24 protein-coding genes are annotated in these 23183 nt (G+C 60.3%); 11 read left to right on the forward strand and 13 right to left on the reverse strand.

The window, feature by feature from the left end:
* Positions 1 to 116: 116 nt before the first annotated feature.
* Positions 117 to 701: a YajG family lipoprotein gene (locus tag K9857_RS09270; protein WP_150772138.1), complete on the reverse strand. Its 585-nt coding sequence runs from the start codon at positions 699 to 701 to the stop codon at positions 117 to 119.
* Positions 702 to 900: 199 nt separating this feature from the next.
* Between K9857_RS09270 and K9857_RS09275 the strand changes: the two genes are divergently transcribed.
* Together K9857_RS09275 and mqo are read left to right on the forward strand one after the other, a co-directional pair.
* Positions 901 to 1134 (forward strand): hypothetical protein, encoded by a 234-nt coding sequence (locus tag K9857_RS09275; protein WP_224535102.1) that lies wholly within the window; start codon positions 901 to 903, stop codon positions 1132 to 1134.
* A gap of 740 nt (positions 1135 to 1874) precedes the next feature.
* Positions 1875 to 3386 (forward strand): malate dehydrogenase (quinone), encoded by a 1512-nt coding sequence (gene mqo, locus K9857_RS09280; protein ID WP_224535103.1) that lies wholly within the window; start codon positions 1875 to 1877, stop codon positions 3384 to 3386.
* A gap of 141 nt (positions 3387 to 3527) precedes the next feature.
* Here the strand turns inward: mqo and K9857_RS09285 are convergent, their stop codons facing one another.
* The 4 genes from K9857_RS09285 to K9857_RS09300 form a co-directional block, all read right to left on the reverse strand.
* Positions 3528 to 3815 (reverse strand): PA4642 family protein, encoded by a 288-nt coding sequence (locus K9857_RS09285; RefSeq protein WP_175377751.1) that lies wholly within the window; start codon positions 3813 to 3815, stop codon positions 3528 to 3530.
* A 63-nt stretch (positions 3816 to 3878) separates the two neighbouring features.
* On the reverse strand, positions 3879 to 4364 hold the full coding sequence (locus K9857_RS09290; protein WP_224535105.1) for a hypothetical protein: 486 nt from the start codon (positions 4362 to 4364) through the stop codon (positions 3879 to 3881).
* A 173-nt stretch (positions 4365 to 4537) separates the two neighbouring features.
* Positions 4538 to 5011 (reverse strand): WbuC family cupin fold metalloprotein, encoded by a 474-nt coding sequence (locus K9857_RS09295; RefSeq protein WP_224535107.1) that lies wholly within the window; start codon positions 5009 to 5011, stop codon positions 4538 to 4540.
* A gap of 3 nt (positions 5012 to 5014) precedes the next feature.
* The gene (locus K9857_RS09300) at positions 5015 to 5572 is read right to left on the reverse strand and encodes a hypoxanthine-guanine phosphoribosyltransferase (RefSeq protein WP_224535110.1); all 558 of its coding nucleotides are present in this window, start codon (positions 5570 to 5572) and stop codon (positions 5015 to 5017) included.
* 173 nt (positions 5573 to 5745) lie between these two features.
* Here K9857_RS09300 and upp point away from each other — a divergent pair, with 173 nt between their 5' ends.
* Both upp and K9857_RS09310 read left to right on the forward strand, forming a co-directional pair.
* Positions 5746 to 6384, forward strand: coding sequence for a uracil phosphoribosyltransferase (gene upp, locus K9857_RS09305; protein ID WP_224535111.1), 639 nt, complete (start codon positions 5746 to 5748; stop codon positions 6382 to 6384).
* 2 nt (positions 6385 to 6386) lie between these two features.
* A complete protein-coding gene (locus K9857_RS09310; protein ID WP_224535113.1) occupies positions 6387 to 7661 on the forward strand; it encodes a uracil-xanthine permease family protein in 1275 nt (424 codons plus the stop codon).
* A gap of 168 nt (positions 7662 to 7829) precedes the next feature.
* Here the strand turns inward: K9857_RS09310 and hemH are convergent, their stop codons facing one another.
* Together hemH and K9857_RS09320 are read right to left on the reverse strand one after the other, a co-directional pair.
* A complete protein-coding gene (hemH, locus tag K9857_RS09315) occupies positions 7830 to 8852 on the reverse strand; it encodes a ferrochelatase (RefSeq protein WP_224535115.1) in 1023 nt (340 codons plus the stop codon).
* A gap of 13 nt (positions 8853 to 8865) precedes the next feature.
* Positions 8866 to 9768 carry a TIGR01777 family oxidoreductase gene (locus tag K9857_RS09320; RefSeq protein WP_224535117.1) on the reverse strand — a complete coding sequence of 301 codons (903 nt, stop codon included), beginning with the start codon at positions 9766 to 9768 and terminating at the stop codon, positions 8866 to 8868.
* Between the two features lie 197 nt (positions 9769 to 9965).
* On the opposite strand from K9857_RS09320, the gene K9857_RS09325 reads away from it, so the two are divergent.
* The 6 genes from K9857_RS09325 (at position 9966) to K9857_RS09350 (ending at position 15745) form a co-directional block, all read left to right on the forward strand.
* Positions 9966 to 10958 (forward strand): NAD(P)/FAD-dependent oxidoreductase, encoded by a 993-nt coding sequence (locus K9857_RS09325; protein WP_224535119.1) that lies wholly within the window; start codon positions 9966 to 9968, stop codon positions 10956 to 10958.
* Positions 10959 to 11116: 158 nt separating this feature from the next.
* Positions 11117 to 12073, forward strand: a complete 957-nt coding sequence (locus tag K9857_RS09330) for a YbgA family protein (RefSeq protein ID WP_224535121.1) — start codon at positions 11117 to 11119, stop codon at positions 12071 to 12073.
* Positions 12073 to 13014, forward strand: a complete 942-nt coding sequence (locus K9857_RS09335) for a MerR family transcriptional regulator (RefSeq protein ID WP_224535123.1) — start codon at positions 12073 to 12075, stop codon at positions 13012 to 13014. Before K9857_RS09330 ends, K9857_RS09335 begins: the two co-directional genes overlap by 1 nt.
* Positions 13015 to 13027: 13 nt before the next feature.
* Positions 13028 to 14470: a deoxyribodipyrimidine photo-lyase gene (phrB, locus tag K9857_RS09340; protein WP_224535125.1), complete on the forward strand. Its 1443-nt coding sequence runs from the start codon at positions 13028 to 13030 to the stop codon at positions 14468 to 14470.
* Positions 14471 to 14575: 105 nt separating this feature from the next.
* The gene (locus K9857_RS09345) at positions 14576 to 15358 is read left to right on the forward strand and encodes an SDR family NAD(P)-dependent oxidoreductase (protein WP_224535127.1); all 783 of its coding nucleotides are present in this window, start codon (positions 14576 to 14578) and stop codon (positions 15356 to 15358) included.
* 81 nt (positions 15359 to 15439) lie between these two features.
* A complete protein-coding gene (locus K9857_RS09350) occupies positions 15440 to 15745 on the forward strand; it encodes a YkgJ family cysteine cluster protein (RefSeq protein ID WP_175377738.1) in 306 nt (101 codons plus the stop codon).
* A gap of 125 nt (positions 15746 to 15870) precedes the next feature.
* On the opposite strand, the gene K9857_RS09355 is transcribed toward K9857_RS09350, so the two are convergent.
* The 6 genes from K9857_RS09355 to hemA form a co-directional block, all read right to left on the reverse strand.
* A complete protein-coding gene (locus K9857_RS09355) occupies positions 15871 to 16389 on the reverse strand; it encodes an acyloxyacyl hydrolase (RefSeq protein ID WP_224535130.1) in 519 nt (172 codons plus the stop codon).
* A gap of 111 nt (positions 16390 to 16500) precedes the next feature.
* Complete coding sequence (gene murI, locus K9857_RS09360; protein WP_224535132.1) at positions 16501 to 17292, reverse strand: glutamate racemase; 792 nt, start codon at positions 17290 to 17292, stop codon at positions 16501 to 16503.
* Positions 17285 to 18040 (reverse strand): molybdopterin-synthase adenylyltransferase MoeB, encoded by a 756-nt coding sequence (locus K9857_RS09365; protein WP_224535134.1) that lies wholly within the window; start codon positions 18038 to 18040, stop codon positions 17285 to 17287. Before K9857_RS09365 ends, murI begins: the two co-directional genes overlap by 8 nt.
* Positions 18034 to 18864: a peptide chain release factor N(5)-glutamine methyltransferase gene (prmC, locus tag K9857_RS09370; RefSeq protein WP_224535136.1), complete on the reverse strand. Its 831-nt coding sequence runs from the start codon at positions 18862 to 18864 to the stop codon at positions 18034 to 18036. Before prmC ends, K9857_RS09365 begins: the two co-directional genes overlap by 7 nt.
* Positions 18865 to 19947, reverse strand: coding sequence for a peptide chain release factor 1 (prfA, locus tag K9857_RS09375; RefSeq protein ID WP_224535138.1), 1083 nt, complete (start codon positions 19945 to 19947; stop codon positions 18865 to 18867).
* A complete protein-coding gene (hemA, locus tag K9857_RS09380; RefSeq protein WP_224535141.1) occupies positions 19944 to 21233 on the reverse strand; it encodes a glutamyl-tRNA reductase in 1290 nt (429 codons plus the stop codon). The genes prfA and hemA overlap by 4 nt, the downstream gene beginning before the upstream one ends.
* Before the next feature lie 225 nt (positions 21234 to 21458).
* On the opposite strand from hemA, the gene K9857_RS09385 reads away from it, so the two are divergent.
* Positions 21459 to 23183 (forward strand): tetratricopeptide repeat protein, encoded by a 1725-nt coding sequence (locus K9857_RS09385; RefSeq protein WP_224535143.1) that lies wholly within the window; start codon positions 21459 to 21461, stop codon positions 23181 to 23183.

Here is a 23183-nt window from a genome sequence, read left to right on the forward strand (position 1 = left end):
GAATGACACACCGCTTTCGCGAGCAAGCCCGCTCCCACAGGGTTCTGTGTACACCTGAAAAATGAAAAAGCCCGATGCCATCTCTGGCACCGGGCTTTTGTACATCCGGCAAACGCTTACTCGCCGAGAATCTGACCCACAGTCGGATCCTTGAACAGACGCGTCAGCGCATCGCTCAACACATCGCTGACCAGCTTGGTGTTGGTCTCCTGGTTCGGCGCCATGCCGAAACGCTGGTCCAGGGAGGCGCCGTAACGGCCGCTGTAGCGACGGTTGGCGTTCTGCACGTCGGAGCGGAAGGTCGCGCCGATGGTTGCCTCGGTCACGTACATGCCCTCTTTAGGCGACTGATACTTCAGCTCGGCCAGGGTCACGGTCAGTTGCGGAGCGTTCATCGCATTGGCGGTCGGGGTGAAGCCCAGCAGGCGGACGGCGGCTTCGGCCTGAGCCTGCAGCTTTGGCAGAATCTGCTGGCCCTGCACGGTGATCGCGCTGGTTTCCGGGTACAGGCCGCCACGGGTGCCCAGGGTTGGCGACGGACGACCGTCGACCACACGCACCACCACCGGCTGACCATGACCTACCGGGGCAAGTTGCGCCGTCAGCTTCGGTTCCGGATTCAGTTGTTGCGGACTGTGGGCGCAGCCGACCAGCGTCAAGCTGGTCACAGTGATCAAACCGAACAACAGGCGTTGCAACATGCTCTTCTCTCCATAATCAGGCACAAACAGGTCGGCAGTATAGCGGTGGGCCGCCACGACGAACCAGTGCAACAATCAAGGATAACTCCTACATACCTTTCGGATTTATCACCTGTCACAGAGCTGTCACCGCCCATACACTCGCACGTCATGCCGCTCTGACAACCTTTGTCGCATATACCTCGAAAGGTTCCCCGCCATGCGTTTTCTTATCTCATTGTTCGCCCCACGCCCACTTCATCGCTGCTTCGCCCTGCTCGATCGCAACGGTCATTGCCAGGCATTCAAGCAATGCAGCCTGCAGCCTATGGGCGACGGATGGGTGGAAATCGATGAAATTCGCCTCAACTGGCTACATCAGCCACTGCCCGCCAGCGCCCGTGTCGTCCAGCAACAGGCACGCCCTCGAGTACGACAACTGTTGACCACCTGACCGGATGCCTAATAAAAGTCATTCAACACGCCCATTTCCCTGCGTTTCTTAGATACAATCTCCCCCCGATTATAAGGACGTCTCCTGATCGGGCCTCGCAACACCGTCAATGCTCCGGCATTGGCACTCCGCACCGCCCACAGAGAGCCGCCCACACAGATCGAGTGAAGCTGGCGCGCTTGCTGTTCCTCTGGCAAAACCTCCACTTTTCGCGAATCTGCAGAGCTGTCATTACGCTCGGTCACTGAGCTGTTTGCCCGATTTGCCCGTCATGCATTCCCTGGCGGCCAACCCTGCGGGCACGGTACCAGGCTGGGACAGCCCTTTTTTGAGGTTCACGTCTTCAAAAGAGCGTGAAAAAAACGGGTTTTCACAACTTCACAAGAGTGTGGCGAGCAAATGAATAGTTTTGCGTCTGGATATGCACCATTAGCGTCTACATCAGCCCGACGACACAGGACCGAGTACCTCACTAATACCGGAGCCTGAAGCCTGTCCGCTACGGATTTGGTTGCACGAACGGAGGTATCGACCATAAGTCGAATTGCCAGTCGCCCGTCGAAATGAGTTCATGTGAACTCTGATTAGACCCGGCAGGCAGCGTCCGTCGAAGTTGCAAAAAATTGCGAAGATTCGGACATGGCGATCCTGCCATGGGTACCTGGGGCAAACAGACACGCCCCGTCACTCCTGGCAGCCATGCCGTCAATTTGGTGCTGCAGATTTTGGAGACGCGTTAAATGGCGCATAACGAAGCAGTCGACGTAGTACTGGTTGGGGCCGGCATCATGAGTGCCACCCTCGCAGTACTGCTCAAAGAGCTCGACCCCGCGATCAAGCTGGAAGTCGTCGAGCTGATGGATTCCGGTGCCGCGGAGAGTTCCAACCCGTGGAACAACGCCGGTACCGGTCACGCCGGCCTGTGCGAGCTGAACTACACGCCGCAGTCTGCCGACGGCAAAGTCGACATCAAGAAAGCCGTGCACATCAACACCCAGTTCGAGGTGTCGAAGCAGTTCTGGTCGTACCTGACCAAAAAAGGCACCTTCGGTTCGTGCAAATCCTTCATCAGTCCGGTGCCGCACCTGAGCTTCGTTCAGGGCGACAAAGGCGTGTCGTTCCTCAAGGAACGCTTCAACGTGCTGAGCAAGCACCACGCCTTCAACGACATGGAATACACCGAAGACAAGGCCATCATGGCCGAATGGATGCCGCTGATGATGCCTGGACGCGACAAGGACGAAGTTCTCGCCGCCACTCGCGTGATCAATGGTACCGACGTCAACTTCGGCGCCCTGACCAACCAGTTGCTCAAGCACCTGACCGCAGCACCCGATGCCCAGGTCAAGTACTGCAAACGCGTGACCGGCCTGAAACGCAACAAAGCCGGCGGCTGGACCGTCAGCATCAAGGACGTCAACAGCGGCAACAGCCGTGAAGTCGATGCCAAATTCGTATTCCTCGGCGCTGGTGGCGCGGCATTGCCGCTGCTGCAGGCTTCGGGCATCGAAGAGAGCAAAGGCTTCGGCGGCTTCCCGATCAGCGGCCAATGGCTGCGTTGCGACAACCCGGAAGTGGTCAAGCACCACCAGGCCAAGGTCTACAGCCAGGCTGCGGTGGGTTCGCCACCGATGTCCGTTCCGCACCTGGACACCCGCGTCGTCGACGGCAAGAAATCCCTGCTGTTCGGACCGTACGCCGGTTTCACCACCAAGTTCCTCAAGCACGGTTCCTTCATGGACCTGCCGATGTCGGTTCGCGCCGGCAACATCGGCCCGATGCTGGCGGTGGCGAAAAACAACATGGACCTGACCAAGTACCTGGTCAGCGAAGTGATGCAATCGATGGAACAGCGTCTGGATTCCCTGCGCCGTTTCTACCCGGAAGCGAAAGCCGAAGACTGGCGCCTGGAAGTGGCCGGCCAACGGGTGCAGATCATCAAGAAAGACCCGAAAAAAGGCGGCATCCTGCAATTCGGTACCGAACTGGTCGCGGCCAAGGACGGCTCCCTGGCGGCACTGCTCGGCGCTTCGCCAGGCGCCTCGGTGACCGTTTCGATCATGCTGGAACTGATCGAAAAATGCTTCCCGGGCAAAGCCTCCGGCGAATGGGCTGCCAAACTGGCGGAAATCTTCCCGGCTCGCGAAAAAGTCCTGGAAACCGACGCTGCGCTGTATCGCAAGATCAACACGCAGAACAACGTCGCCCTGGAACTGGTTGAAGCCAGCAGCGAGACCGAAAGCTACGCTTGATTCGGCGCCATGAAAAAACGCCCCGTCCTCATTGAGAGCGGGGCGTTTTTTTGTGCCTGTTTTCTGTAGGAGCCGAGCTTGCTCGCGATGGCGATCTCAAGGACGCCTTCACCGGCAAGCCGTACTCCTACATTAACGGGATCAGCCGCGAGCTTTCTGGATCAGCTCGATGTATTCAGGCGCATTGCGCTGATCCTGGATCAGGGCAACGAAGTCATTCCCCTGCTCGTCCTTGCCATTGAGATCAAAGCCAGCCTCGATGAAGAAGGTCAGGAAACGTTCGAAATCGTCGATACGCAGGCCACGGTAGGCCTTGATCAGTTTGTGCAACGAAGGCGAAGTGGCGTCGACCGGTTCGAAATCGAGGAACAACTTGATCTGCTCATCGCCGATCTCGTCACCAATCACTTGTTTCTTATCTTTACGCATTGCCGACTCCAGCTCGCAGACATTTCACGGGGCGGGCAGTTTACCCCTGCGCGGGCCCGGCACTCAACGCGGACGAACGCTGCCGGTGTGCAGATCGGCCCAGATATGGCCGTTGGCGTAGCTGAGGAACTGGCAATACACGGTGTCATTGCGCAGCAAGTCCATGATCACCCGGTACTGCGCCAGCGGGTAATACAGCGTCAGGGTCTTGCTCTGCTCGTCGTAGACCGGCTTTTTCAGGCTTTTGCTCTCGCCATCGAAATTGACCAGCACCTGATTGATCGTCGCGCCCTTGTTCAGGGATTTGCCTTTGAGGCGAATCATCAATGGCGAAGTGACCGGGATCGGCTGCTGATTGGACTGACGCTGATTGCCGACCACCACCGAATACTCGGTGACTTGCAGCAATTGTTGCTGCTCGGGCTCGGCGTCACGCAGGGTCAGGTCATCCGGAGGCAAAAATTGCCCATGCATCGGCGCCGGTGCGGCGGCCAGGGGCAGGCTGAAGGTGAGCAGTAGAGCGGCGCAACAGCGAATCAAAGGGCTCATGACGGGCTCCGGGGGCGGGGCCGGGCACTTTAGCATGCGCTAGTGCACACATCTCACCTGTAGGAGCGAGCTTGCTCGCGATGGTCGTCAACGATGACGCTGGCTCCCTGACATCCCGCGGTGTCTGAACCACCATCGCGAGCAAGCTCGCTCCTACAGTGAAGGAATAACCATCAGTCGAACTGCGCACGCATCCAGGCGTGATACTCCGCGACGCCCGGTTCGCCCTCGCGCGGCGCCCAGTGTGCCAGTTCGCCCTCGCCTACCGGGCGATAAGGGCCGGCCTTGCACTCGAACATCAGGCTATCGGCCTCCAGCACCACCAGACCATGGAACACGCCGGTCGGCAAATCCACGCCTACACAGTCGCCGCCCGCCTGCAGAACCTGCTTTTTAACCACCGCGCCGGTCTCGTCGAAAATCAGCAGACCCAAGCGCCCCTTGAGGACCAGCAGGGTTTCGGCCTTGTTTTCACCCAAGTGACGATGAGGCGGGATATAGGTAGCAGGTTGCAAACCGACCGCCATGCGATGGCAGGCCTCTTCCATCTGGTGGAAGTTGTGGTGCTGACGCCCACGAGGATTGGCCCCGGCTTTCTCGGCCAATTCGGTGAACAGCGTTTGATCAAGAAAGCTCGGTGCGGTCATTGCTTACATTCCTTTAACGGCAAAAATCCCGTTGGCGTTGCGCCAGTAGCCTTTGTAGTCCATGCCGTAACCGAAGATATAACGGTCGATGCAGGGCAATCCGACGAAATCGGCCTTCAGGTCCGGGCGAGCCTTGCGGTCGTGGTCCTTGTCGATCAGCACGGCGGTGTGCACTTTACGGGCGCCGGCGTGGCGGCAGAAGTCGATGATCGCGCCCAGAGTGTGACCTTCATCAAGGATGTCATCGATGATCAGCACGTCACGATCGATGAAGGAGACTTCCGGCTTGGCTTTCCAGAACAGTTCGCCGCCGCTGGTTTCGTTGCGATAGCGAGTGGCGTGCAGGTAGGACGCCTCCAGGGGAAAGTTCAGATGGGTCAGCAGTTTGCCGGAGAAGATCAGGCCGCCGTTCATCACGCAAAACACCACCGGGTTGCTGTCCGCCAGTTGGTCGTTGATTTGTGCACCGACACGGGCGATGGCCGCCTCGACTTCAGCTTCGGTGTACAGGCAGTCAGCCTCTCGCATGATTTGACGGATATGCTCGAGATCAGCGGACATGGCGCTCTCCAGGGGAATAAGGGGGTACGGATTTGGAAAAGCGGGCAAAGGTACGCATCCCGCACGGCCAGATCAAGCCTTTGTGGACTAACGTACTCTAATGTCTATAGGACAACACCCTCGGATAGATTAATCTAGGCCGGTTTTTTTGCCCGCCGCCGGAGCCTTTCCCCATGCCTATTCTCGAGATCCGCCATCCGCTGATCCGTCACAAACTTGGCCTTATGCGCCGCGCAGACATCAGCACCAAGAATTTCCGTGAGCTCGCTCAGGAAGTCGGAGCCCTACTCACCTACGAAGCCACCAAAGACCTGCCGCTTGAAACCTACGATATCGATGGTTGGTGCGGCACCGTGTCGGTTGAGAAAATCGCCGGCAAGAAAATTACCGTGGTGCCGATCCTGCGCGCCGGTATCGGCATGCTCGAAGGCGTGCTCAGCCTGATCCCGGGCGCCAAGGTCAGCGCCGTGGGCGTGGCCCGCAACGAGGAAACCCTCGAAGCCCACACCTACCTGGAAAAACTGGTACCGGAAATCGACGAACGCCTGGCCATGATCATCGACCCGATGCTCGCCACCGGCGGTTCGATGGTCGCCACCATCGACCTTTTGAAGAAAGCCGGCTGCAAGGACATCCGCGCCATGGTGCTGGTCGCCGCACCCGAAGGCATCGCCGTGGTCGAGAAAGCTCACCCGGACGTAACCATCTACACCGCCTCCATCGACCAGAAGCTCAATGAACACGGTTACATCATCCCGGGCCTGGGCGATGCCGGCGACAAGATCTTCGGCACCAAGCAGAAGGACGCGTAACCATGCAGGATGAGTTCAACGATCCGCTCTGGCGCACGGTGCTGTCCGGCGCACAGATGCTGTTCGTGGCCTTCGGCGCCTTGGTGTTGATGCCGCTGATTACCGGTCTTGACCCGAACGTGGCGCTGTTCACCGCAGGCCTGGGCACGATTCTGTTCCAGATCGTCACCGGGCGTCAGGTGCCGGTTTTCCTGGCGTCGAGCTTTGCGTTCATCACCCCGATCATCCTCGCCAAGGGCCAGTTCGGCCTCGCCGCTACCATGGGCGGCGTGATGGCGGCCGGTTTCGTCTACACCTTCCTGGGCCTTGCCGTGAAGATCAAAGGCACAGGCTTCATCGATCGCCTGCTGCCGCCGGTGGTGATTGGCCCGGTGATCATCTCCATCGGCCTGGCCATGGCGCCGATTGCCGCCAACATGGCGATGGGCAAGGCGGGTGATGGCTCGGAGCTGATTCATTACCAGACGGCGATGATGATCTCGATGCCCGCGCTGCTGACCACTTTGATCGTGGCCGTGTTCGGTAAGGGCATCTTCCGCCTGGTGCCGATCATTTCCGGCGTACTGGTGGGTTTCGCCATGTCGTTCTATTTCGGTGTGGTCGATACCGCAAAGATTGCCGCCGCACCGTGGTTCGCCATTCCTCAATTCACCGCTCCGGAATTCAACTGGCAGGCGATCCTGTTCATCGTCCCGGTGGCCCTGGCTCCGGCCATCGAGCACATCGGCGGCGTGATCGCAGTAGGCAGCGTGACCGGTCGCGATTACCTGAAGAAGCCGGGCCTGCATCGCACCCTGCTCGGTGACGGCATCGCCACCACCGCAGCCGGCCTGTTCGGCGGTCCGCCCAACACCACCTATGCCGAAGTGACTGGCGCGGTGATGCTGACCAAGAACTACAACCCGAAAATCATGACCTGGGCGGCGATCTTCGCCATCAGCCTGGCGTTCATCGGCAAATTCGGCGCGCTGCTGCAGAGCATTCCGGTGCCGGTAATGGGCGGGATTCTCTGCCTGTTGTTCGGCTCGATCGCGGCGGTGGGCATGAACACCCTGATTCGCCACAAGATCGATCTGGGCGAGGCGCGCAATCTGGTGATCGTTTCGGTGACCCTGGTGTTCGGGATCGGCGGCGTGCTCGTCGGTACCGGTACCGGTCCGGACGACTTCGGCCTCAAAGGCATCGCGCTGTGCGCGGTGGTGGCGATTGCGCTGAACCTGATTCTGCCAGGCAATGACAGCTGGAAGCACAAGAAGGCGGAAGAGCCGCTGCTCTAAAAACATTCGCGGGCAAGCCTTGCTCCTACAGGCAAACACAAATTCTGTAGGAGCAAGGCTTGCCCGCGAAGCTTTAAAGCTTTGTTGTGAATGAAATAGCTATCGCGAGCAGGTTCGCTCCCACAAGTTGAGCACCTTCACTGTGGGAGCGAGCCTGCTCGCGATCTTTCAAAGCGCCAAAGGCGCTCGCTCACACAACGCACTCAACGCATGCGCCCAGCGCGGGTCATCGTTGAGGCACGGCACCAGCACCAACTCCTCCCCTCCCGCCTCGCGGAACTGCTCCAGGCCGCGATCGCCGATTTCTTCCAGGGTCTCGATGCAGTCGGCCACGAAGGCCGGGCACATCACCAGAATCTTCTTCATGCCGCTTTTGGCCAGCTCATCCAGGCGCGCCTCGGTGTAGGGCTCGATCCACTTGGCGCGACCCAGTCGCGACTGGAACGACACCGACCACTTGCCGTCCGGTAGCCCCATGCGCTTGGCAAATTCCCGGGCGGTGCGCAGGCACTGACCGCGATAACAGGTCGCGACCACCTCCGGCGGTGCCCCCGCGCAACAATCACCGTGGCCATCGAAGCGGTGACCGGGGTTGAGTTTCGTCAGATGACGCTCCGGCAAGCCGTGGAAACTCAGCAGCAGGTGATCGTAATCCTGCTCCAGATACGGTTTGGCCGTGGCGACCAAGGCATCAAGGTATTCCGGTTGATCGTAGAACGGCTGCAGCACCGAGAGCTGTACATCGAGCTTCTTCTCGCGCACAACGCGCTTGGCTTCCTCGATCACCGTGGTCGTGGTGCTGTCGGCGAACTGTGGATAAAGCGGCGCCAACGTAATGCGTTTCTGCCCTTGGGCGACCAGGCGCAATAGCGTCGTTTCAATGGACGGCTCGCCATAGCGCATCGCCAACTCGACCGGGCCGTGATGCCATTGCGAAGTCATCGCCTGTTGCAGGCGCCGGCTGAGCACCACCAACGGCGAGCCCTCCTCCCACCAGATCGAGGCATAGGCGTGGGCCGACTGCTCGGGTCGCTTGATCAGAATCAGCGACACCAGCAAACGCCGCACCGGCCATGGCAGGTCGATCACGTAAGGATCCATCAGAAACTGATTGAGATAGCTGCGCACATCCGCCACCGAAGTGGAGGCCGGTGAGCCCAGGTTGACCAGGAGCAACGCGTGATCGGTCATGAAACGTCCTATTTCAGAGGCGGCTGGAGAGATCGTCCAGGGCCGCACGCAAATCAGTGAACTGGAAAATGTAACCCGCCTCGAGCAGGCGAGCCGGCATGGCTCGCTGACCGCCCAACAGCAGCAACGACAATTCGCCCAACCCGACCTTCAACGCAAGCGCCGGCATCGGCATGAACGCCGGACGGTGCAACACGCTGCCCAAGGTCTTGGCGAACTCGCGATTGCGCACCGGTTTCGGCGCGCAGGCATTATAGGGACCGTTGGCGTCATTGCGATGCAGAAGAAAATCGATCAAAGCGATTTGATCCTTGATGTGGATCCACGGCATCCATTGCCGACCGTTGCCGAGCGGCCCGCCCAGCCCCAGTTTGAACGGCAGCAACAGCCGCGACAAAAAGCCGCCCTCGGCCGACAGCACCAGCCCCGTGCGGATGAGAATGACGCGAATCCCCATGGCTTCCGCGCGCTGGGCCGTTTCCTCCCAGGCGATGCACAACTGGCTGGCGAAATCATCGATCACCGGCGGCGATTCTTCGGTCAGCTCACGCTCGCCGCCGTCGCCATACCAGCCCACGGCGGAACCGGAAATCAGCACCTGCGGTTTCTGCTCGCGACTTTCGAGCCAGGCCAGCAGGGTTTCGGTCAACGTGATGCGGCTGCTCCACAACAATGCCTTGCGCTTGTGTGTCCACGGGCGATCGGCGATCGGGGCGCCAGCGAGATTGACGATGGCATCGACGGGCTCCTGCCCGACCTCTTCAAGCCGCGCGATTCCACGCACTTGCGCACCACAGATTTTCGCCACTTTTGCAGGCGTGCGACTCCAGACAGTCAACCGATGCCCCTGGCTCGACCAGTGCCGACAGAGCTGACGTCCTATCAAACCAGTACCGCCGGTCAGCAATATGTGCATGACTTCTTCCTCGCGTGGCGTTTTACCCTGATCACTAGTCTATTTTTATAAGCAAGGGATCTTTGATATCGGGCAGTGTCTGTGTTTAACAATAGGCCAAGCTGTCAGAACGAGAACACACCAAGTTGTACCAAAAAACAAAATTGTACAGGTTTTAACCACGGCGTAGTCTGTACAGAAAGGTAAACGAGGCCCCTATGACTGTACCTATCGCAATCATCGGCACCGGCATTGCCGGGCTATCAGCCGCCCAGGCCCTGACTGACGCAGGGCATGTCGTGCAATTGTTCGATAAAAGCCGCGGCAGTGGCGGACGCATGTCGAGCAAGCGCAGCGATGCGGGCGCTCTGGACATGGGGGCGCAATATTTCACCGCTCGCGACCGCCGCTTCGTCACCGAAGTCCAGCGCTGGCAAGCCAACGGCTGGGTCGCCGAATGGACGCCGCAGCTGTACACCTACCACGGTGGGCGACTCGATCTGTCGCCGGACGAACAGACGCGCTGGGTCGGCACGCCGCGCATGAGCGCGATCACCCGCGCCCTGCTCGGCGATCTGGAAGTGCATTTCGCCTGTCGCATCACCGAGGTCTATCGCGGTGAAGAGCACTGGCATTTGCAGGACGCCGAAGGCTACACCCACGGGCCGTTCAGCCACGTCGTGGTCGCCACGCCCGCCCCGCAGGCAACCGCGCTGCTGGCCTCCGCGCCGAAGCTCGCCGGTGCCGCCGCCGGAGTGAAAATGGACCCGACCTGGGCCATCGCCCTGGCGTTCGAAACCCCGCTGGATACGCCCATGGAAGGCTGCTTCCTGCAGGACAGCCCACTCGACTGGCTGGCACGCAACCGCAGCAAACCCGGACGCGACAATACCCTGGACACCTGGGTGCTGCATGCCACCAGCGCCTGGAGCCGCCAGCACATCGACCTGCCCAAGGAAGCGGTGATCGAGCAATTGCACGGCGCTTTCGCCGAGTTGCTGCACAGCGCCATGCCCGCACCGAGCTTCAGCCTCGCCCACCGCTGGCTCTACGCCCGCCCGGCGAGCAATCACGAATGGGGCACGCTGGCCGACGCCGACCTGGGGCTGTATGCGTGTGGCGACTGGTGTCTGTCCGGACGCGTGGAAGGTGCCTGGCTCAGTGGCCAGGAAGCTGCTCGAAAGCTGCATGAGCATTTGCAGACGCACTGAATTTCGAATGTAGGAGCTGCCTTCGGCAGCCCCTACAAAGCCCGCTACGCCGCAACAAACCTGTACAAACAATTTGACTTGCACACCTTTGAATCTATGATGAACTTGAGTTGTACAGAAAAACTTATCTGTACAGGTTTTGATTCCGAGGTACTCCCATGCCCCTGCCCGCCGCCAAACCGAAAATCGCTATCAGCGCCTGCCTGATGGGCGCCGAGGTGCGCTACAACGGCGGACACAAGGCATCACGACTCTGCAGCCAGACCCTTACCGATTACTTCGATTTCGTGCCGGTCTGCCCGGAAGTCGCCATCGGCCTGGGTATTCCCCGTGAACCTATCCGGCTGGTGGGCGATGCCGATCAACCCGAGGCGGTTGGCACCGTCAACCCGGAACTCAACGTCACCCGATCATTGGCCGAATACGGCCAACACATGGCGTCGGAACTGGACGACATCTGTGGCTACATCTTCATGCAGAAGTCGCCGTCCTGTGGCCTGGAGCGGGTCAAGGTCTACCACGCCAACGGAGCTCCGCACGGCAGCGGCCAGGGTATCTACGCCCAAGCCTTTTGCGCGCAGCACCCTGACTTGCCGGTGGAAGAAGACGGTCGACTGAACGATCCGGTCTTGCGGGAGAACTTTCTCACCCGGGTTTTCGCCTATCACGCCTGGCAACAACTGCTGCAGGAAGGCCTCAGCCGTCGCGGCCTCACCGATTTTCATGCGCGCTACAAATACCAACTGATGGCGCACAACCCTGAGCAATACAAAGCCCTGGGCAAGCTGCTGGGCAGCATGGGCGACACCGACCCACAAATTTTGGGCCCGCGTTACTTCAGCGAATTGATGACCGCCCTGAAACGCTGCGCCACCCGTGGCACCCACACCAATGTCCTGCAACACATAAGCGGTTATCTCAGAGAGGCGATAAGCGCCGAGGACAAACAGGAAGTGCAGCACGTGATCGGCCAGTATCGCCACGGCATCGTGCCGCTAGTGGTGCCGCTGACCCTCCTCAAGCATCACTTTCGCCAACACCCGGATCCGTACATTGCGCAGCAGGTCTATCTGCAACCGCATCCGGAGAACCTCAGTTTGCGAAACGCCATTTAATGAAAGACCGTCCTGACAGCAGCGCCAGCGAAGATCTCGGCGCCGACTTCAAGAAAGCCCTCGACGAAGGCTGGCTGCCCATTCGAGAAGTGGCCCGCCAGACGGGCGTCAACGCCATCACCCTGCGCGCCTGGGAGCGGCGTTATGGCCTGATCGTGCCGCAGCGCACGCCCAAGGGGCATCGGTTGTTCTCGGCCGAACATGTACAGCGCATCCACAACATCCTCACCTGGCTCAACCGCGGCGTCGCCGTCAGCCAGGTCAAGCAGTTGCTCGATACTCCACAAGCGATCAGCGAACCGGTGGAAAACGATTGGCAGCGACTGCGCCAGACCCTGCTGCAAGCGGTGACGCGATTGGCCGAGCGCAGCCTGGACGACACCATCAATCAGGCCATGGCGCTGTACCCGCCGAGGACCTTGTGCGAACAGTTGCTGATGCCCTTGCTGGCGGACCTGGAGCAGCGCTGGCAGGGCCAATTTGGTGCACAAATGGAGCGGGTCTTTTTTTATTCGTGGCTACGCAGCAAATTCGGCGCGCGCATCTACCATAACAACCGCCAGTTACACACTTCGCCCCTGCTGTTGATCAATCACTCCGACCTTCCGCTGGAGCCGCATCTGTGGCTCACCGCGTGGCTGATCAGCAGTGCCGATTGCCCGGTGGAAGTGTTCGACTGGCCGCTGCCCGCCGGTGAACTGGCGCTGGCGGTGGATCATCTGCAGCCCCGGGGCGTACTGCTGTATTCCAGCAAAGCCATGAACCTTTCGCAGCTGACGAAACTTTTGAACGGCGTCAGCTGCCCAAAAATGATCGCCGGACCAACGGTGTGCATTCACCACGCCGAGTTGTCCGAAAGAATTTCCGAAACTTGCGAGCTGTACCTGGCTGAAGACCCGTTATCGGCTCACCAGGCACTGATTCAGCGTGGGCTCATTTAATGCGGGCGTGTACATGCAATTGATCTGGCTGCGCTGCGACTTGCGCGTGAACGACAACACCGCCCTCTCGGCCGCAGCCGCGGCCGGGCCTTGCGTTGCGGTGTATCTGCTGAGTCCCGGGCAATGGAAGGAGCACGACGATGCAGCCTGCAAAGTGGACTTCTGGCTGCGTAACCTGCAACAGCTGAGTTCGGCGCTGGGCAAGCTGAACATTCCGCTGTTGATCCGCACGGCTTCGCACTGGGATCAGGCGCCGAAGGTACTGCTCGAACTGTGCCGGCAACTGAAGATCGAGGCCGTGCATTTCAATGATGAATACGGCGTCCACGAAAGCCGGCGCGATGCGGCGGTGAGCGAAAAGCTGCAAGGCGAAGGCATCGCCGTGCACAGTTATCTCGACCAGTTGCTGTTCCAGCCCGGCAGCGTGCTGACCAAAACCGGCACCTACTTCCAGGTGTTCAGCCAGTTCCGCAAGGTCTGCTACGAACGCCTGCATCAATCGCTGCCGCACCTGGTGAAAGCGCCCAAGGCGCAACAGCCGTTGAAGCTTGCCAGCGACGAGATTCCCGAACACATCAGGGGCTTTGCCCCGCCCAGCGATCAACTGCGCGATTTTTGGCCGGCCGGCGAGGCTGAAGCGAAGCGTCGCCTGGACAGCTTCACCGATGCTCAGATCGAACACTACCTGGACGAACGGGACTTCCCGGCGAAACCCGGCACCAGCCAACTGTCGGCTTATCTCGCCGCCGGGGTGATTTCCCCACGCCAGTGCCTGCATGCCGCGCTGCAATCCAATCAATGGGAATTCGACAGCGGTAAAGCCGGCGTATCGACCTGGATCAATGAATTGCTCTGGCGCGAGTTCTACAAACACATTCTGGTGGGCTACCCCAGGGTCTCCCGCCACCGTGCCTTCCGCCCGGAAACCGAAGCCCTGGTCTGGCGCGACGCGCCGGATGATCTTGCCGCCTGGCAGGAGGCCCGTACCGGCTTGCCGATCATTGATGCGGCCATGCGCCAATTGCTGGAAACCGGCTGGATGCACAATCGACTGCGCATGATCGTGGCCATGTTCCTGACCAAAAACCTGCTGATCGACTGGCGAGAAGGCGAGCGCTTTTTCATGCGTCACCTGATCGATGGCGACCTGGCCGCGAACAACGGCGGCTGGCAGTGGAGTTCATCGACCGGCACCGATTCGGCGCCCTACTTCCGCATTTTCAATCCGCTGAGCCAGTCGGAAAAATTCGATGCCCAAGGCCTGTTCATCAAACACTGGCTGCCGGAACTGGCCGCTCTCAACAAAAAAGAAGTGCATAACCCGGCCGTCAACGGCCTGTTCGGTGTCGCGGACTACCCGTCGCCGATCGTCGACCTGCACGCCTCCCGCGCAAGGGCCCTGGCCGCCTTCAAGAACCTGCCCCCACGGCAAAACGCTGGAGGCGATCATCAATAACCACGACTTTCCTGGCTTTCGGCGTCGCTTGAATGCCGGGCCACTGTTTTTTGATCTGTTATCGATTTGGGATCGGGGAACCCCTCGGTCAAGAAGGAGCACGGGATGAGTATTACGCCTCCACGACGATACTGGCTGACGGGAGCAGGCAACGGCCTGGGTGCCTCGCTGGCCGAGGAGATATTGAAAAGCGGTGCCCACCTGGCCGTCAGTTCACGCTCACTGGCGCCATTGAAAGTCCTCTCGCAACGCTATCCGGGGCAAGTGCTGGTGCTCACTGGCGATATGACCGACAGCCAGACGGTACGCGAGACAGGCGAGCAGATCGCCGAGGTCTGGGGTTCTCTCGACACGCTGATTCTCAATGCCGGCACCTGTGAATACGTGGATGCCAAACAGTTCGATGCCTCGATCGTCGAACACATCGTGCGCACTAACCTGCTTGCCAGCAGCTACTGCGTCGAAGCTGCGCTGCCGTTGCTGCGGGGTGGGATCGCACCGCACCTGGTGGGTCTGGCAAGCCCGGTGACCTATCTGCCGCTCCCACGCTCGGAGGCCTACGGCAATGCCAGGGCGGGCTTGCGTTCCTTGTTCGAATCCATGCGCCTGGACGTGGCATCGCAGGGTGTCGAAGTCACCGTGGTCAGCCCCGGCGCGCTCGACTCTTCGCCCACCAGTAAAACAGACCCGGCGACACCTCTCTTCGGGTCCGCCGCGAAAGCTGCACGTCACATCTTCGAAAAACTCAAAAGCCGTCCACTGGAGATCCACTTTCCGGGCGTGACCGTCGCCGACCTGTGGCCGATGGCGAAACTGCCGGGCAAAACAGAACTGACCATCGGCAAGAGCATGGTGCGCGGCAGTCCGCCGATCGTGGATTTGCCATAAGCCTACCGCCCCTGACGAATGCGGCGCAGCGTCCGTCAGGGCTTTCACACTCAGTCGGGGTGATGGCTTACACTGCGCGCCATGAAAACCATTCCCCATCTGCAAATCGCCGAATCGGCCGTGACCTGCTCGAGCTGTGCGGCCTGTTGCTGCCAGTTGGAAGTGATGCTGATCACCGACACAGGCGTGCCCGAGCGGTATATCGACACCGATGAATGGGGTGGGGAAGTCATGCTGCGCCTGGATGACGGCTGGTGCGCCGCGCTGGATCGCGACACGATGATGTGCACCATCTACGAAAAACGCCCGCTGATCTGCCGGGAGTTCGAGATGGGCGCGCCGGAATGCCTGGATGAGCGTGAGGGGATTGCGACGGCGTATCGCTGAATGCGTCTGCCCCCTGTAGGAGCGAGCATGCTCGCGATGGACTTCAAGACACCGCGGGGCGTCAGGCTCCCAGCGCTATCGTTGACGACCATCGCGAGCATGCTCGCTCCTACAGGTAAAGCGGCTTACAACGGCATTGTGTAATGCAACGCGTAGCTCTCTACCCCATCGTTCGGGCTGCTGATCCCGGCATTGGAATAGTGCGTCGCGCGAATGCCGACTTCGTGTCCGCCGGCAAAACGCAGGCCGACACCGAATCGATCTTCGAACTGAAAGGCTCCGCCCAGTTTGTTGTCTTCGAGTTCAGTGTTGGCAAACAGCGCAACACCCACACCGAGCTCAACATAAGGCTTGACGTTCTGGCCCGCAAATTCGTAAACGAACACAGGCGAGAAGGACAGGCTGTGGTTGCTGGAGGTCTCGTCGCCTTCCCAATAGGTATAGGCGCCGCTCCAGTAACCGGTGAGTCGACCGACGTCGGTCTGCCACCAGCTTTTGTCCCAATCGAATTGCATGCCCAGACGATAAGTCATGGTCGAATCGCTGGTCTGACCGACCCCGAACTCCACCCCCGCCGCCTGTGCCGTAAAACTTTGCCCCAACAACGCAGCCGCAATCGCGGCCAAACAGAACAGTCGCTTCATAGAAACATCCTTTTCCGAACGATTTCGTTTGGTTTTTTTTAGATTTGACGCTCACAGCTATAGAAGTCGACGGTTTATCAGAAGTTCACCCTAATTTCGAATTTCCCCAAACTACCTTTCAAAGCTTTGCACAACACCGCAGTTATGCCACAGGATCGGCAATATTTTTGTGAAATGCGCAGGGTCGGCGCTGCTCCAGAATTGCGCCTGGCGGGCAGGTCCTTCGGCGAGCAATTCGCGCTCGGCCAGCAGGCGCTGGAGTTGTCGCGCGACGGCGGCTCCGGTGTCGATCAGGCTGATGTCATCGGGGATCATCTGCTTGAGCAGCGGCTTGAGAAAGGGGTAATGGGTGCAGCCGAGAATGATGGTGTCGGCGCCAGCGGCGAGCAGCGGCCGAACATAGCTTTCCAGCAATTGGCGCAAGGCCGCGCTATGCAGATCGCCACTTTCGATAAGCTCCACCAGTCCAGGGCAAGGCTGGGTGATCACTCGCACATCGCTGGCGAAGCGGTCGAGCAATGCGGCGAATTTGGCGCTCTGCAGAGTGCCTGTGGTCGCCAGCACACCGACTACGCCGGTGCGGGTCGCGGCTGCGGCCGGCTTGACCGCAGGCTCCATACCGACGATGGGCCATTCGGGGTAATCGCGCCGCAGATCCGCGACACCGGCAACGGTGGCGGTATTGCAGGCGAGCACCAACGCCTTGGCGCCCTGCCCTTGAAAGAAGTCGGCAATGGCACTGCAACGCTGCTGGATGAATTCCGGCGACTTTTCGCCGTAAGGAATATTGCCGCAATCGGCGACGTACAACAGCGATTCGTTGGGCAGCAAGCGCTGGATCTCGGCCAGCACCGAAAGCCCGCCGACACCGGAGTCGAAAACGCCGATCGGCGCTTCACGCATGCGTTGAGCCACAGACACTGCAGCCCGGGTCACGCTTGACCCGCAACTCGCGAAAACGCGAGCCCAGCGCATCGATCAACAGCAGGCGTCCCACCAGCGGCTCGCCGAATCCAGCCAGCAACTTCAGCGCTTCGAGCGCCTGCAAGCTGCCCACCATCCCCACCAACGGACCGACGACACCAGCTTCGCTGCAGGTCAGTTCGGCCTCGCTGCCGTGCCCGTACAGACAGTGGTAGCACGGACTCTCGGGGCGGCGCGGATCGAACACCGACAGCTGCCCCTCAAGACGAATCGCCGCGCCGCTCACCAGCGGTTTGCCCGCCACGACGCAAGCGGCATTGACCGCTTCGCGGGTGGAAAAATTGTCGGAACAATCGAGGACCAGATCCACCCCGGCCACCACCGCCGCGAGCGAGTCCTCATCCAGCGCTGCTCGATGGGCCACCAGCCGGACTTCGGGATTGATCGCCGTCAGGCGCTTGATCGCCGAATCGACTTTGGTGGTGCCGACGCTGTCGGTGTCGTGAATGATCTGGCGCTGCAGGTTGGTCAGGTCGACCGTGTCGAAGTCCGCCAGATGCAGCTCACCGACACCCGCCGCCGCGAGGTACAGCGCCACCGGAGCGCCAAGACCGCCCAGACCGACGATCAGCACGCGACTGTCCTTGAGTTTCAACTGACCGTCGATGTCGATGTGGGCCAACAGGATCTGTCGGCTGTAGCGCAGCAATTCCTGATCATTCAGCACGGCAGGCGTCCCAGACTGATGCGTTGGTGGCCGCCCAGGTCGGTGCGGCTGTGGACTTCTTCGAAGCCGCGGGTCAGCAGCAAATCGCGCACTGCCTCGGCCTGATCATAACCGTGTTCAAGCATCAACCAGCCACCGGTTTCCAGATGATCCGGCGCCTGATCAATGATCAAACGCAGATCGTCGAGCCCGTCGGCACCGGCCACCAATGCACTGGCCGGCTCGAAGCGCACGTCCCCCTCGACCAGATGCGGATCGGCGGCGGCAATATAAGGAGGATTGCTGATGATCAACTGGAAACGCTGGCCTTGCAGCGCACTGAACCAGTGACTGCTGAGCACTGTGGCGTTGTTCAAATGCAGGCGTTGGCGATTGCGTTCGGCCAGAGCGACTGCTTCGAGCACGCGGTCCACACCGGTGACTTTCCACCCCGGACGTTCACTGGCCAACGCCAGTGCGATGGCGCCGCTTCCGGTGCCCAGATCCAGGACCTTGGCCGGTGTGGCGGGCAACAGTTCTAGGGCGGCTTCCACCAGCAACTCGGTGTCCGGACGCGGAATCAGGGTGTGCGGTGCGACTTCCAGGTCGAGCTTCCAGAAGCCCTGCTGCCCGAGAATGTAAGCCACCGGCTCACCGCCACGACGGCGCTGCAGATAATTGGAGAACGTCAGCGCCGCTTCACTGGGGACGATGCGCTCGGGCCACGTGTGCAGAAAGCTGCGGGACTTGCCCAGCGCAGCCGCCAGCAACAATTCGGCATCCAGACGCGCAGTGGGCGAGTCAGGCAGATCGGCGGCGCGCAACAGACTGGCGATGATCGTCATTTACTCACCTATCGCTGCCAATTGATCGGCCTGATACTCGGCCAGCAACGGCTCGATCACCGCATCGACACCCCCGGCGAGGATTTCGTCGAGCGAGTACAGCGTCAGGTTGACGCGGTGATCGGTCACACGACCCTGGGCAAAGTTGTAGGTACGGATGCGTTCGGAACGGTCACCGGAACCCACCAGCAACTTGCGCTCGCTGGCAATGGCGTTGGCGGCGGCGCTGGTCTGCTGATCGTTGAGCTTGGCCGACAGCCAGGACATCGCCCGCGCACGGTTCTTGTGCTGCGAGCGCTCTTCCTGGCACTCGACCACGATGCCGGACGGCAAGTGGGTGATGCGGATCGCCGAATCGGTCTTGTTGACGTGCTGACCACCGGCGCCGGAGGATCGATAGGTATCGATGCGCAGGTCCGCCGGGTTGATCTCGATGGCTTCCTGCTCGTCAGGCTCGGGCAACACGGCCACGGTGCAAGCCGAGGTGTGGATCCGACCTTGGGATTCGGTTGCCGGAACGCGCTGCACGCGGTGGGCGCCGGATTCGAATTTCAGTTTGCCGTAGACGTTCTCGCCTTCGACCCGGGCGATGACTTCTTTGTAGCCGCCGTGCTCACCCTCGTTTTCCGAGAGAATTTCCACGCGCCAGCCGCGGCGCTCGGCGTAGCGCGAATACATGCGGAACAGGTCGCCGGAAAAGATCGCCGCCTCGTCGCCGCCGGTACCGGCGCGGATTTCGAGGAACACGTTACGTCCATCGTTCGGATCCTTGGGCAGCAACATGCGTTGCAGGCTGGCTTCCAGTTCGACCAGTTGCTCCTTGGCTTCGCGGACTTCTTCCACGGCCATTTCGCGCATGTCCGGGTCGCTGTCCTTGAGCAGAGCCTGGGCGCTTTCGAGGTCGCCCTGCACTTTGAGCATCTGTTGATAGGCGCTGATGATCGGTTCGACTTCCGCGTATTCCTTGGAATAGGCGCGGAATTTGGTCTGATCGGAAATGATCTCGCCGTCGCCCAGCAAGGCGGTCAATTCCTCGAAACGGTCCTGGAGAATGTCCAGCTTTTTAAGCAGTGACGCTTTCATTGCGATTTCTTATCCGAAAAGCTTTCCGATGAGCCCTCATTGAGGGCAAAGAGTTCCTGGGCCATCGCCAGCGCATCGAGGCGCCCTTCGGCAGAGAGCTTTTTCAACTGCACGCTTGGGGCGTGCAACAGTTTATTAGTCAGGCCACGGGCCAGTTGCACCAGTACCTCTTCGGCACTGCCGCCGTTGGCCAGCAGGCGCTGGGCCTTTTGCAGTTCTTCGTCACGCAGGCGTTCGCTCTGTTGACGATAGGCCTTGAGCACGTCCACCGCCGCCAACTCACGCAGGCGGACCATGAAATCCTCGGCGCCGACCGAGACCATTTCTTCGGCGGCCTGCGCGGCGCCCTGACGGCTCTTGAGGTTCTCGGCGACCACTTCGTGCAAATCGTCGACGCTGTAGAGGTAAACGTCGTCCAACTCGCCGACTTCAGGTTCGATATCCCGGGGAACGGCAATGTCCACCATGAAGATCGGCTTGTGCTTGCGCAGTTTCAGGGCACTTTCCACGGCGCCCTTGCCAAGGATCGGCAATTGGCTGGCGGTCGAACTGATGACGATATCGCTGCGCACCAGCTCTGCCGGAATGTCGGACAGCAGCACCGCATGGGCGCCGAACTGTTCGGCCAGGATGCTGGCGCGTTCCAGCGTGCGGTTGGCCACGACGATGCGTTTTACGCCCAAGTCATGCAGATGGCGGGCGACCAGGGTGATGGTCTCGCCAGCGCCGATCAACAGGGCCTGACTACGTTGCAGGTCGCTGAAAATCTGTTTGGCCAGGCTGACCGCGGCAAACGCCACGGAAACCGGGTTTTCGCCAATGGCGGTGTCGGTACGTACCTGCTTGGCCGCGTTGAACGTGGCCTGGAACAGCCGCCCGAGCAACGGACCGACGGTGCCGGCTTCGCGGGCCACGGCGTAGGCCGACTTCATCTGGCCAAGGATCTGCGGTTCGCCCAACACCAGCGAGTCGAGCCCGGAGGCGACGCGCATCATGTGACGAACTGCCGCATCATCTTCGTGTATATAAGCGCTTTCGCGCAGCTCTTCGAAGCTCAAATGGTGGTATTCGGCCAGCCAGCGCAGCACGATTTCGGCCGACAGGTGATCCTGTTCTATATAGAGTTCACTGCGATTGCAGGTGGAGAGGATCGCAGCTTCGCGGCTGTCGGTGAGTCGGCAGAGCTGCTGCAGGGCCTCAACCAGCTGCTCAGGGGTAAAGGCCACGCGCTCGCGGACGTCTACTGAAGCAGTCTTGTGGTTAATACCGAGTGCGAGGAAGGCCATTCAAAGTCGCTGATGGTGACGTGAAGCCGGCAATTGTCCTACTTCGTCAGATTCAGGACAACTACCCGATATCTATCGCCCCGGTAGAGATCGCCGGCGATTGCGAGACGTTCTCGTTTAAGCGGACGCCATCGCGGTGAAATCGGTAAATTGGCGGGCCGGTTATGTTTGACCGAAAGCTTGTGTCATGATGGCCCGACCGCAGGTTAGTCGCCCTCTTCCTATATGAATAGATCCTCCGCGTTGCTCCTCGCTTTTGTCTTCCTCACCGGCTGCCAGGCCATGGCCCCGGTATCGCCCGATGGCGCCTCGCCAGTCGAAGACAGCACTCCGGCACCTGAAAAACCCAAGGTTTACAGCTCCTTCAGCCAGGACACGGTCTTCAGTCTGCTGAGCGCTGAACTTGCAGGTCAGCGTAATCGCTTCGACATTGCCCTGGACAATTACGTGACCCAGGCGATCAACACCCAGGATCCGGGCGTGTCCGAACGGGCATTTCGCATCGCCGAGTACCTGGGCGCCGACCAGCCGGCCCTGGACACTGCATTGATCTGGGCCAAAAACGCCCCGGACGATCTCGAGGCGCAACGGGCCGCCGCCGTGCAACTGGCGCGCGCCGGGCGTTATGACGACTCGATGGTCTATATGGAGAAAGTCCTGCAGGGCAAGGGCGACACCCATTTCGACTTTTTGGCTCTGTCCGCGGCGGATACCGACCAGGACACCCGCAACGGTCTGATGAAGAGTTTCGACCGTCTGCTGCAACGTCACCCGAACAATGGCCAGCTGATCTTCGGCAAGGCCTTGCTGCTGCAGCAGGATGGCGACTCCCGCGCAGCGCTGACCCTGCTGGAAGACAATCCGCCGGAGGACGGCGAAATCGCCCCGATTCTGCTGCGCGCTCGCCTGCTGCAATCCCTCGGCCGCAGCGATGAAGCCCTGCCGCTCTTGCAAAAAAGCATCAAGAAGTACCCGGACGACAAGCGGCTGCGCCTGACCTACGCGCGCATGCTGGTCGAACAGGACCGCATGGATGACGCCAAGGCCGAGTTCTCCAGCCTCGTCCAGCAATACCCGGAAGACGACGAACTGCGTTATTCACTGGCGCTGGTCTGCCTGGAAGCCAAGGCGTGGGATGAAGCCAAGGGCTACCTGGAAGACCTGATCGCCCGGGAAAGCCACGTCGATTCAGCGCACCTGAATCTGGGCCGGATCGCCGAAGAGCGCAACGATCCACAGGGCGCTCTGATCGAATACGGCCAGGTCGGACCTGGCAACGACTATCTGCCGGCGCAATTGCGTCAGGCCGATATCCTGATGAACAACGGCAAGACCGCCGAAGCCCAGAGCAAACTGGCCGCCCAGCGCGACGAACAACCGGACTACGCGATCCAGTTGTATCTGATCGAATCCGAAACCCTGGCCGCCAACAAACAAGGCGACAAGGCCTGGCAGGTTCTGCAAAAGGCGCTGCAGCAATATCCGGATGATCCGAACCTGCTGTACACCCGGGCAATGCAGGCGGAAAAACGCAATGACCTGGCGCAAATGGAGAAAGACCTGCGCCTGATCATCAAACGCGACCCGGACAATGCGATGGCACTGAACGCCCTCGGCTACACCCTGTCCGATCGTACGACCCGTTATGCCGAAGCCAAGGCCCTGATCGAACAGGCACACCAGATCAATCCGGAAGATCCGGCGGTACTCGACAGCCTCGGCTGGGTGAATTTCCGCCTAGGCAACCTGGACGAAGCCGAACGCCTGCTGCGTCAGGCCCTGGAACGCTTCCCCGATCAGGAAGTCGCCGCACACCTGGGCGAAGTCCTGTGGGCCAGCGGCAAACAGCGCGAAGCTCGGCAAATCTGGGACAAGTTCCTCAAGGCACAACCCGACAGCCCTATCCTGCGCAGCACCATCAAGCGCCTGACCGGTTCAGAGACTCTCTAA

The sequence above is a fragment of the Pseudomonas sp. REP124 genome (assembly GCF_020164475.1).
Taxonomy (GTDB): domain Bacteria; phylum Pseudomonadota; class Gammaproteobacteria; order Pseudomonadales; family Pseudomonadaceae; genus Aquipseudomonas.

What these genes read in the sequence shown, in the direction of transcription:
- K9857_RS09270 (WP_150772138.1), bottom strand. Translation starts at nt 701, where the DNA reads ATGTTGCAACGCCTGTTGTTCGGTTTGATCACTGTGACCAGCTTGACG.
- K9857_RS09275 (WP_224535102.1), top strand. Translation starts at nt 901, where the DNA reads ATGCGTTTTCTTATCTCATTGTTCGCCCCACGCCCACTTCATCGCTGC.
- mqo (WP_224535103.1), top strand. Translation starts at nt 1,875, where the DNA reads ATGGCGCATAACGAAGCAGTCGACGTAGTACTGGTTGGGGCCGGCATC.
- K9857_RS09285 (WP_175377751.1), bottom strand. Translation starts at nt 3,815, where the DNA reads ATGCGTAAAGATAAGAAACAAGTGATTGGTGACGAGATCGGCGATGAG.
- K9857_RS09290 (WP_224535105.1), bottom strand. Translation starts at nt 4,364, where the DNA reads ATGAGCCCTTTGATTCGCTGTTGCGCCGCTCTACTGCTCACCTTCAGC.
- K9857_RS09295 (WP_224535107.1), bottom strand. Translation starts at nt 5,011, where the DNA reads ATGACCGCACCGAGCTTTCTTGATCAAACGCTGTTCACCGAATTGGCC.
- K9857_RS09300 (WP_224535110.1), bottom strand. Translation starts at nt 5,572, where the DNA reads ATGTCCGCTGATCTCGAGCATATCCGTCAAATCATGCGAGAGGCTGAC.
- upp (WP_224535111.1), top strand. Translation starts at nt 5,746, where the DNA reads ATGCCTATTCTCGAGATCCGCCATCCGCTGATCCGTCACAAACTTGGC.
- K9857_RS09310 (WP_224535113.1), top strand. Translation starts at nt 6,387, where the DNA reads ATGCAGGATGAGTTCAACGATCCGCTCTGGCGCACGGTGCTGTCCGGC.
- hemH (WP_224535115.1), bottom strand. Translation starts at nt 8,852, where the DNA reads ATGACCGATCACGCGTTGCTCCTGGTCAACCTGGGCTCACCGGCCTCC.
- K9857_RS09320 (WP_224535117.1), bottom strand. Translation starts at nt 9,768, where the DNA reads ATGCACATATTGCTGACCGGCGGTACTGGTTTGATAGGACGTCAGCTC.
- K9857_RS09325 (WP_224535119.1), top strand. Translation starts at nt 9,966, where the DNA reads ATGACTGTACCTATCGCAATCATCGGCACCGGCATTGCCGGGCTATCA.
- K9857_RS09330 (WP_224535121.1), top strand. Translation starts at nt 11,117, where the DNA reads ATGCCCCTGCCCGCCGCCAAACCGAAAATCGCTATCAGCGCCTGCCTG.
- K9857_RS09335 (WP_224535123.1), top strand. Translation starts at nt 12,073, where the DNA reads ATGAAAGACCGTCCTGACAGCAGCGCCAGCGAAGATCTCGGCGCCGAC.
- phrB (WP_224535125.1), top strand. Translation starts at nt 13,028, where the DNA reads ATGCAATTGATCTGGCTGCGCTGCGACTTGCGCGTGAACGACAACACC.
- K9857_RS09345 (WP_224535127.1), top strand. Translation starts at nt 14,576, where the DNA reads ATGAGTATTACGCCTCCACGACGATACTGGCTGACGGGAGCAGGCAAC.
- K9857_RS09350 (WP_175377738.1), top strand. Translation starts at nt 15,440, where the DNA reads ATGAAAACCATTCCCCATCTGCAAATCGCCGAATCGGCCGTGACCTGC.
- K9857_RS09355 (WP_224535130.1), bottom strand. Translation starts at nt 16,389, where the DNA reads ATGAAGCGACTGTTCTGTTTGGCCGCGATTGCGGCTGCGTTGTTGGGG.
- murI (WP_224535132.1), bottom strand. Translation starts at nt 17,292, where the DNA reads ATGCGTGAAGCGCCGATCGGCGTTTTCGACTCCGGTGTCGGCGGGCTT.
- prmC (WP_224535136.1), bottom strand. Translation starts at nt 18,864, where the DNA reads ATGACGATCATCGCCAGTCTGTTGCGCGCCGCCGATCTGCCTGACTCG.
- prfA (WP_224535138.1), bottom strand. Translation starts at nt 19,947, where the DNA reads ATGAAAGCGTCACTGCTTAAAAAGCTGGACATTCTCCAGGACCGTTTC.
- hemA (WP_224535141.1), bottom strand. Translation starts at nt 21,233, where the DNA reads ATGGCCTTCCTCGCACTCGGTATTAACCACAAGACTGCTTCAGTAGAC.
- K9857_RS09385 (WP_224535143.1), top strand. Translation starts at nt 21,459, where the DNA reads ATGAATAGATCCTCCGCGTTGCTCCTCGCTTTTGTCTTCCTCACCGGC.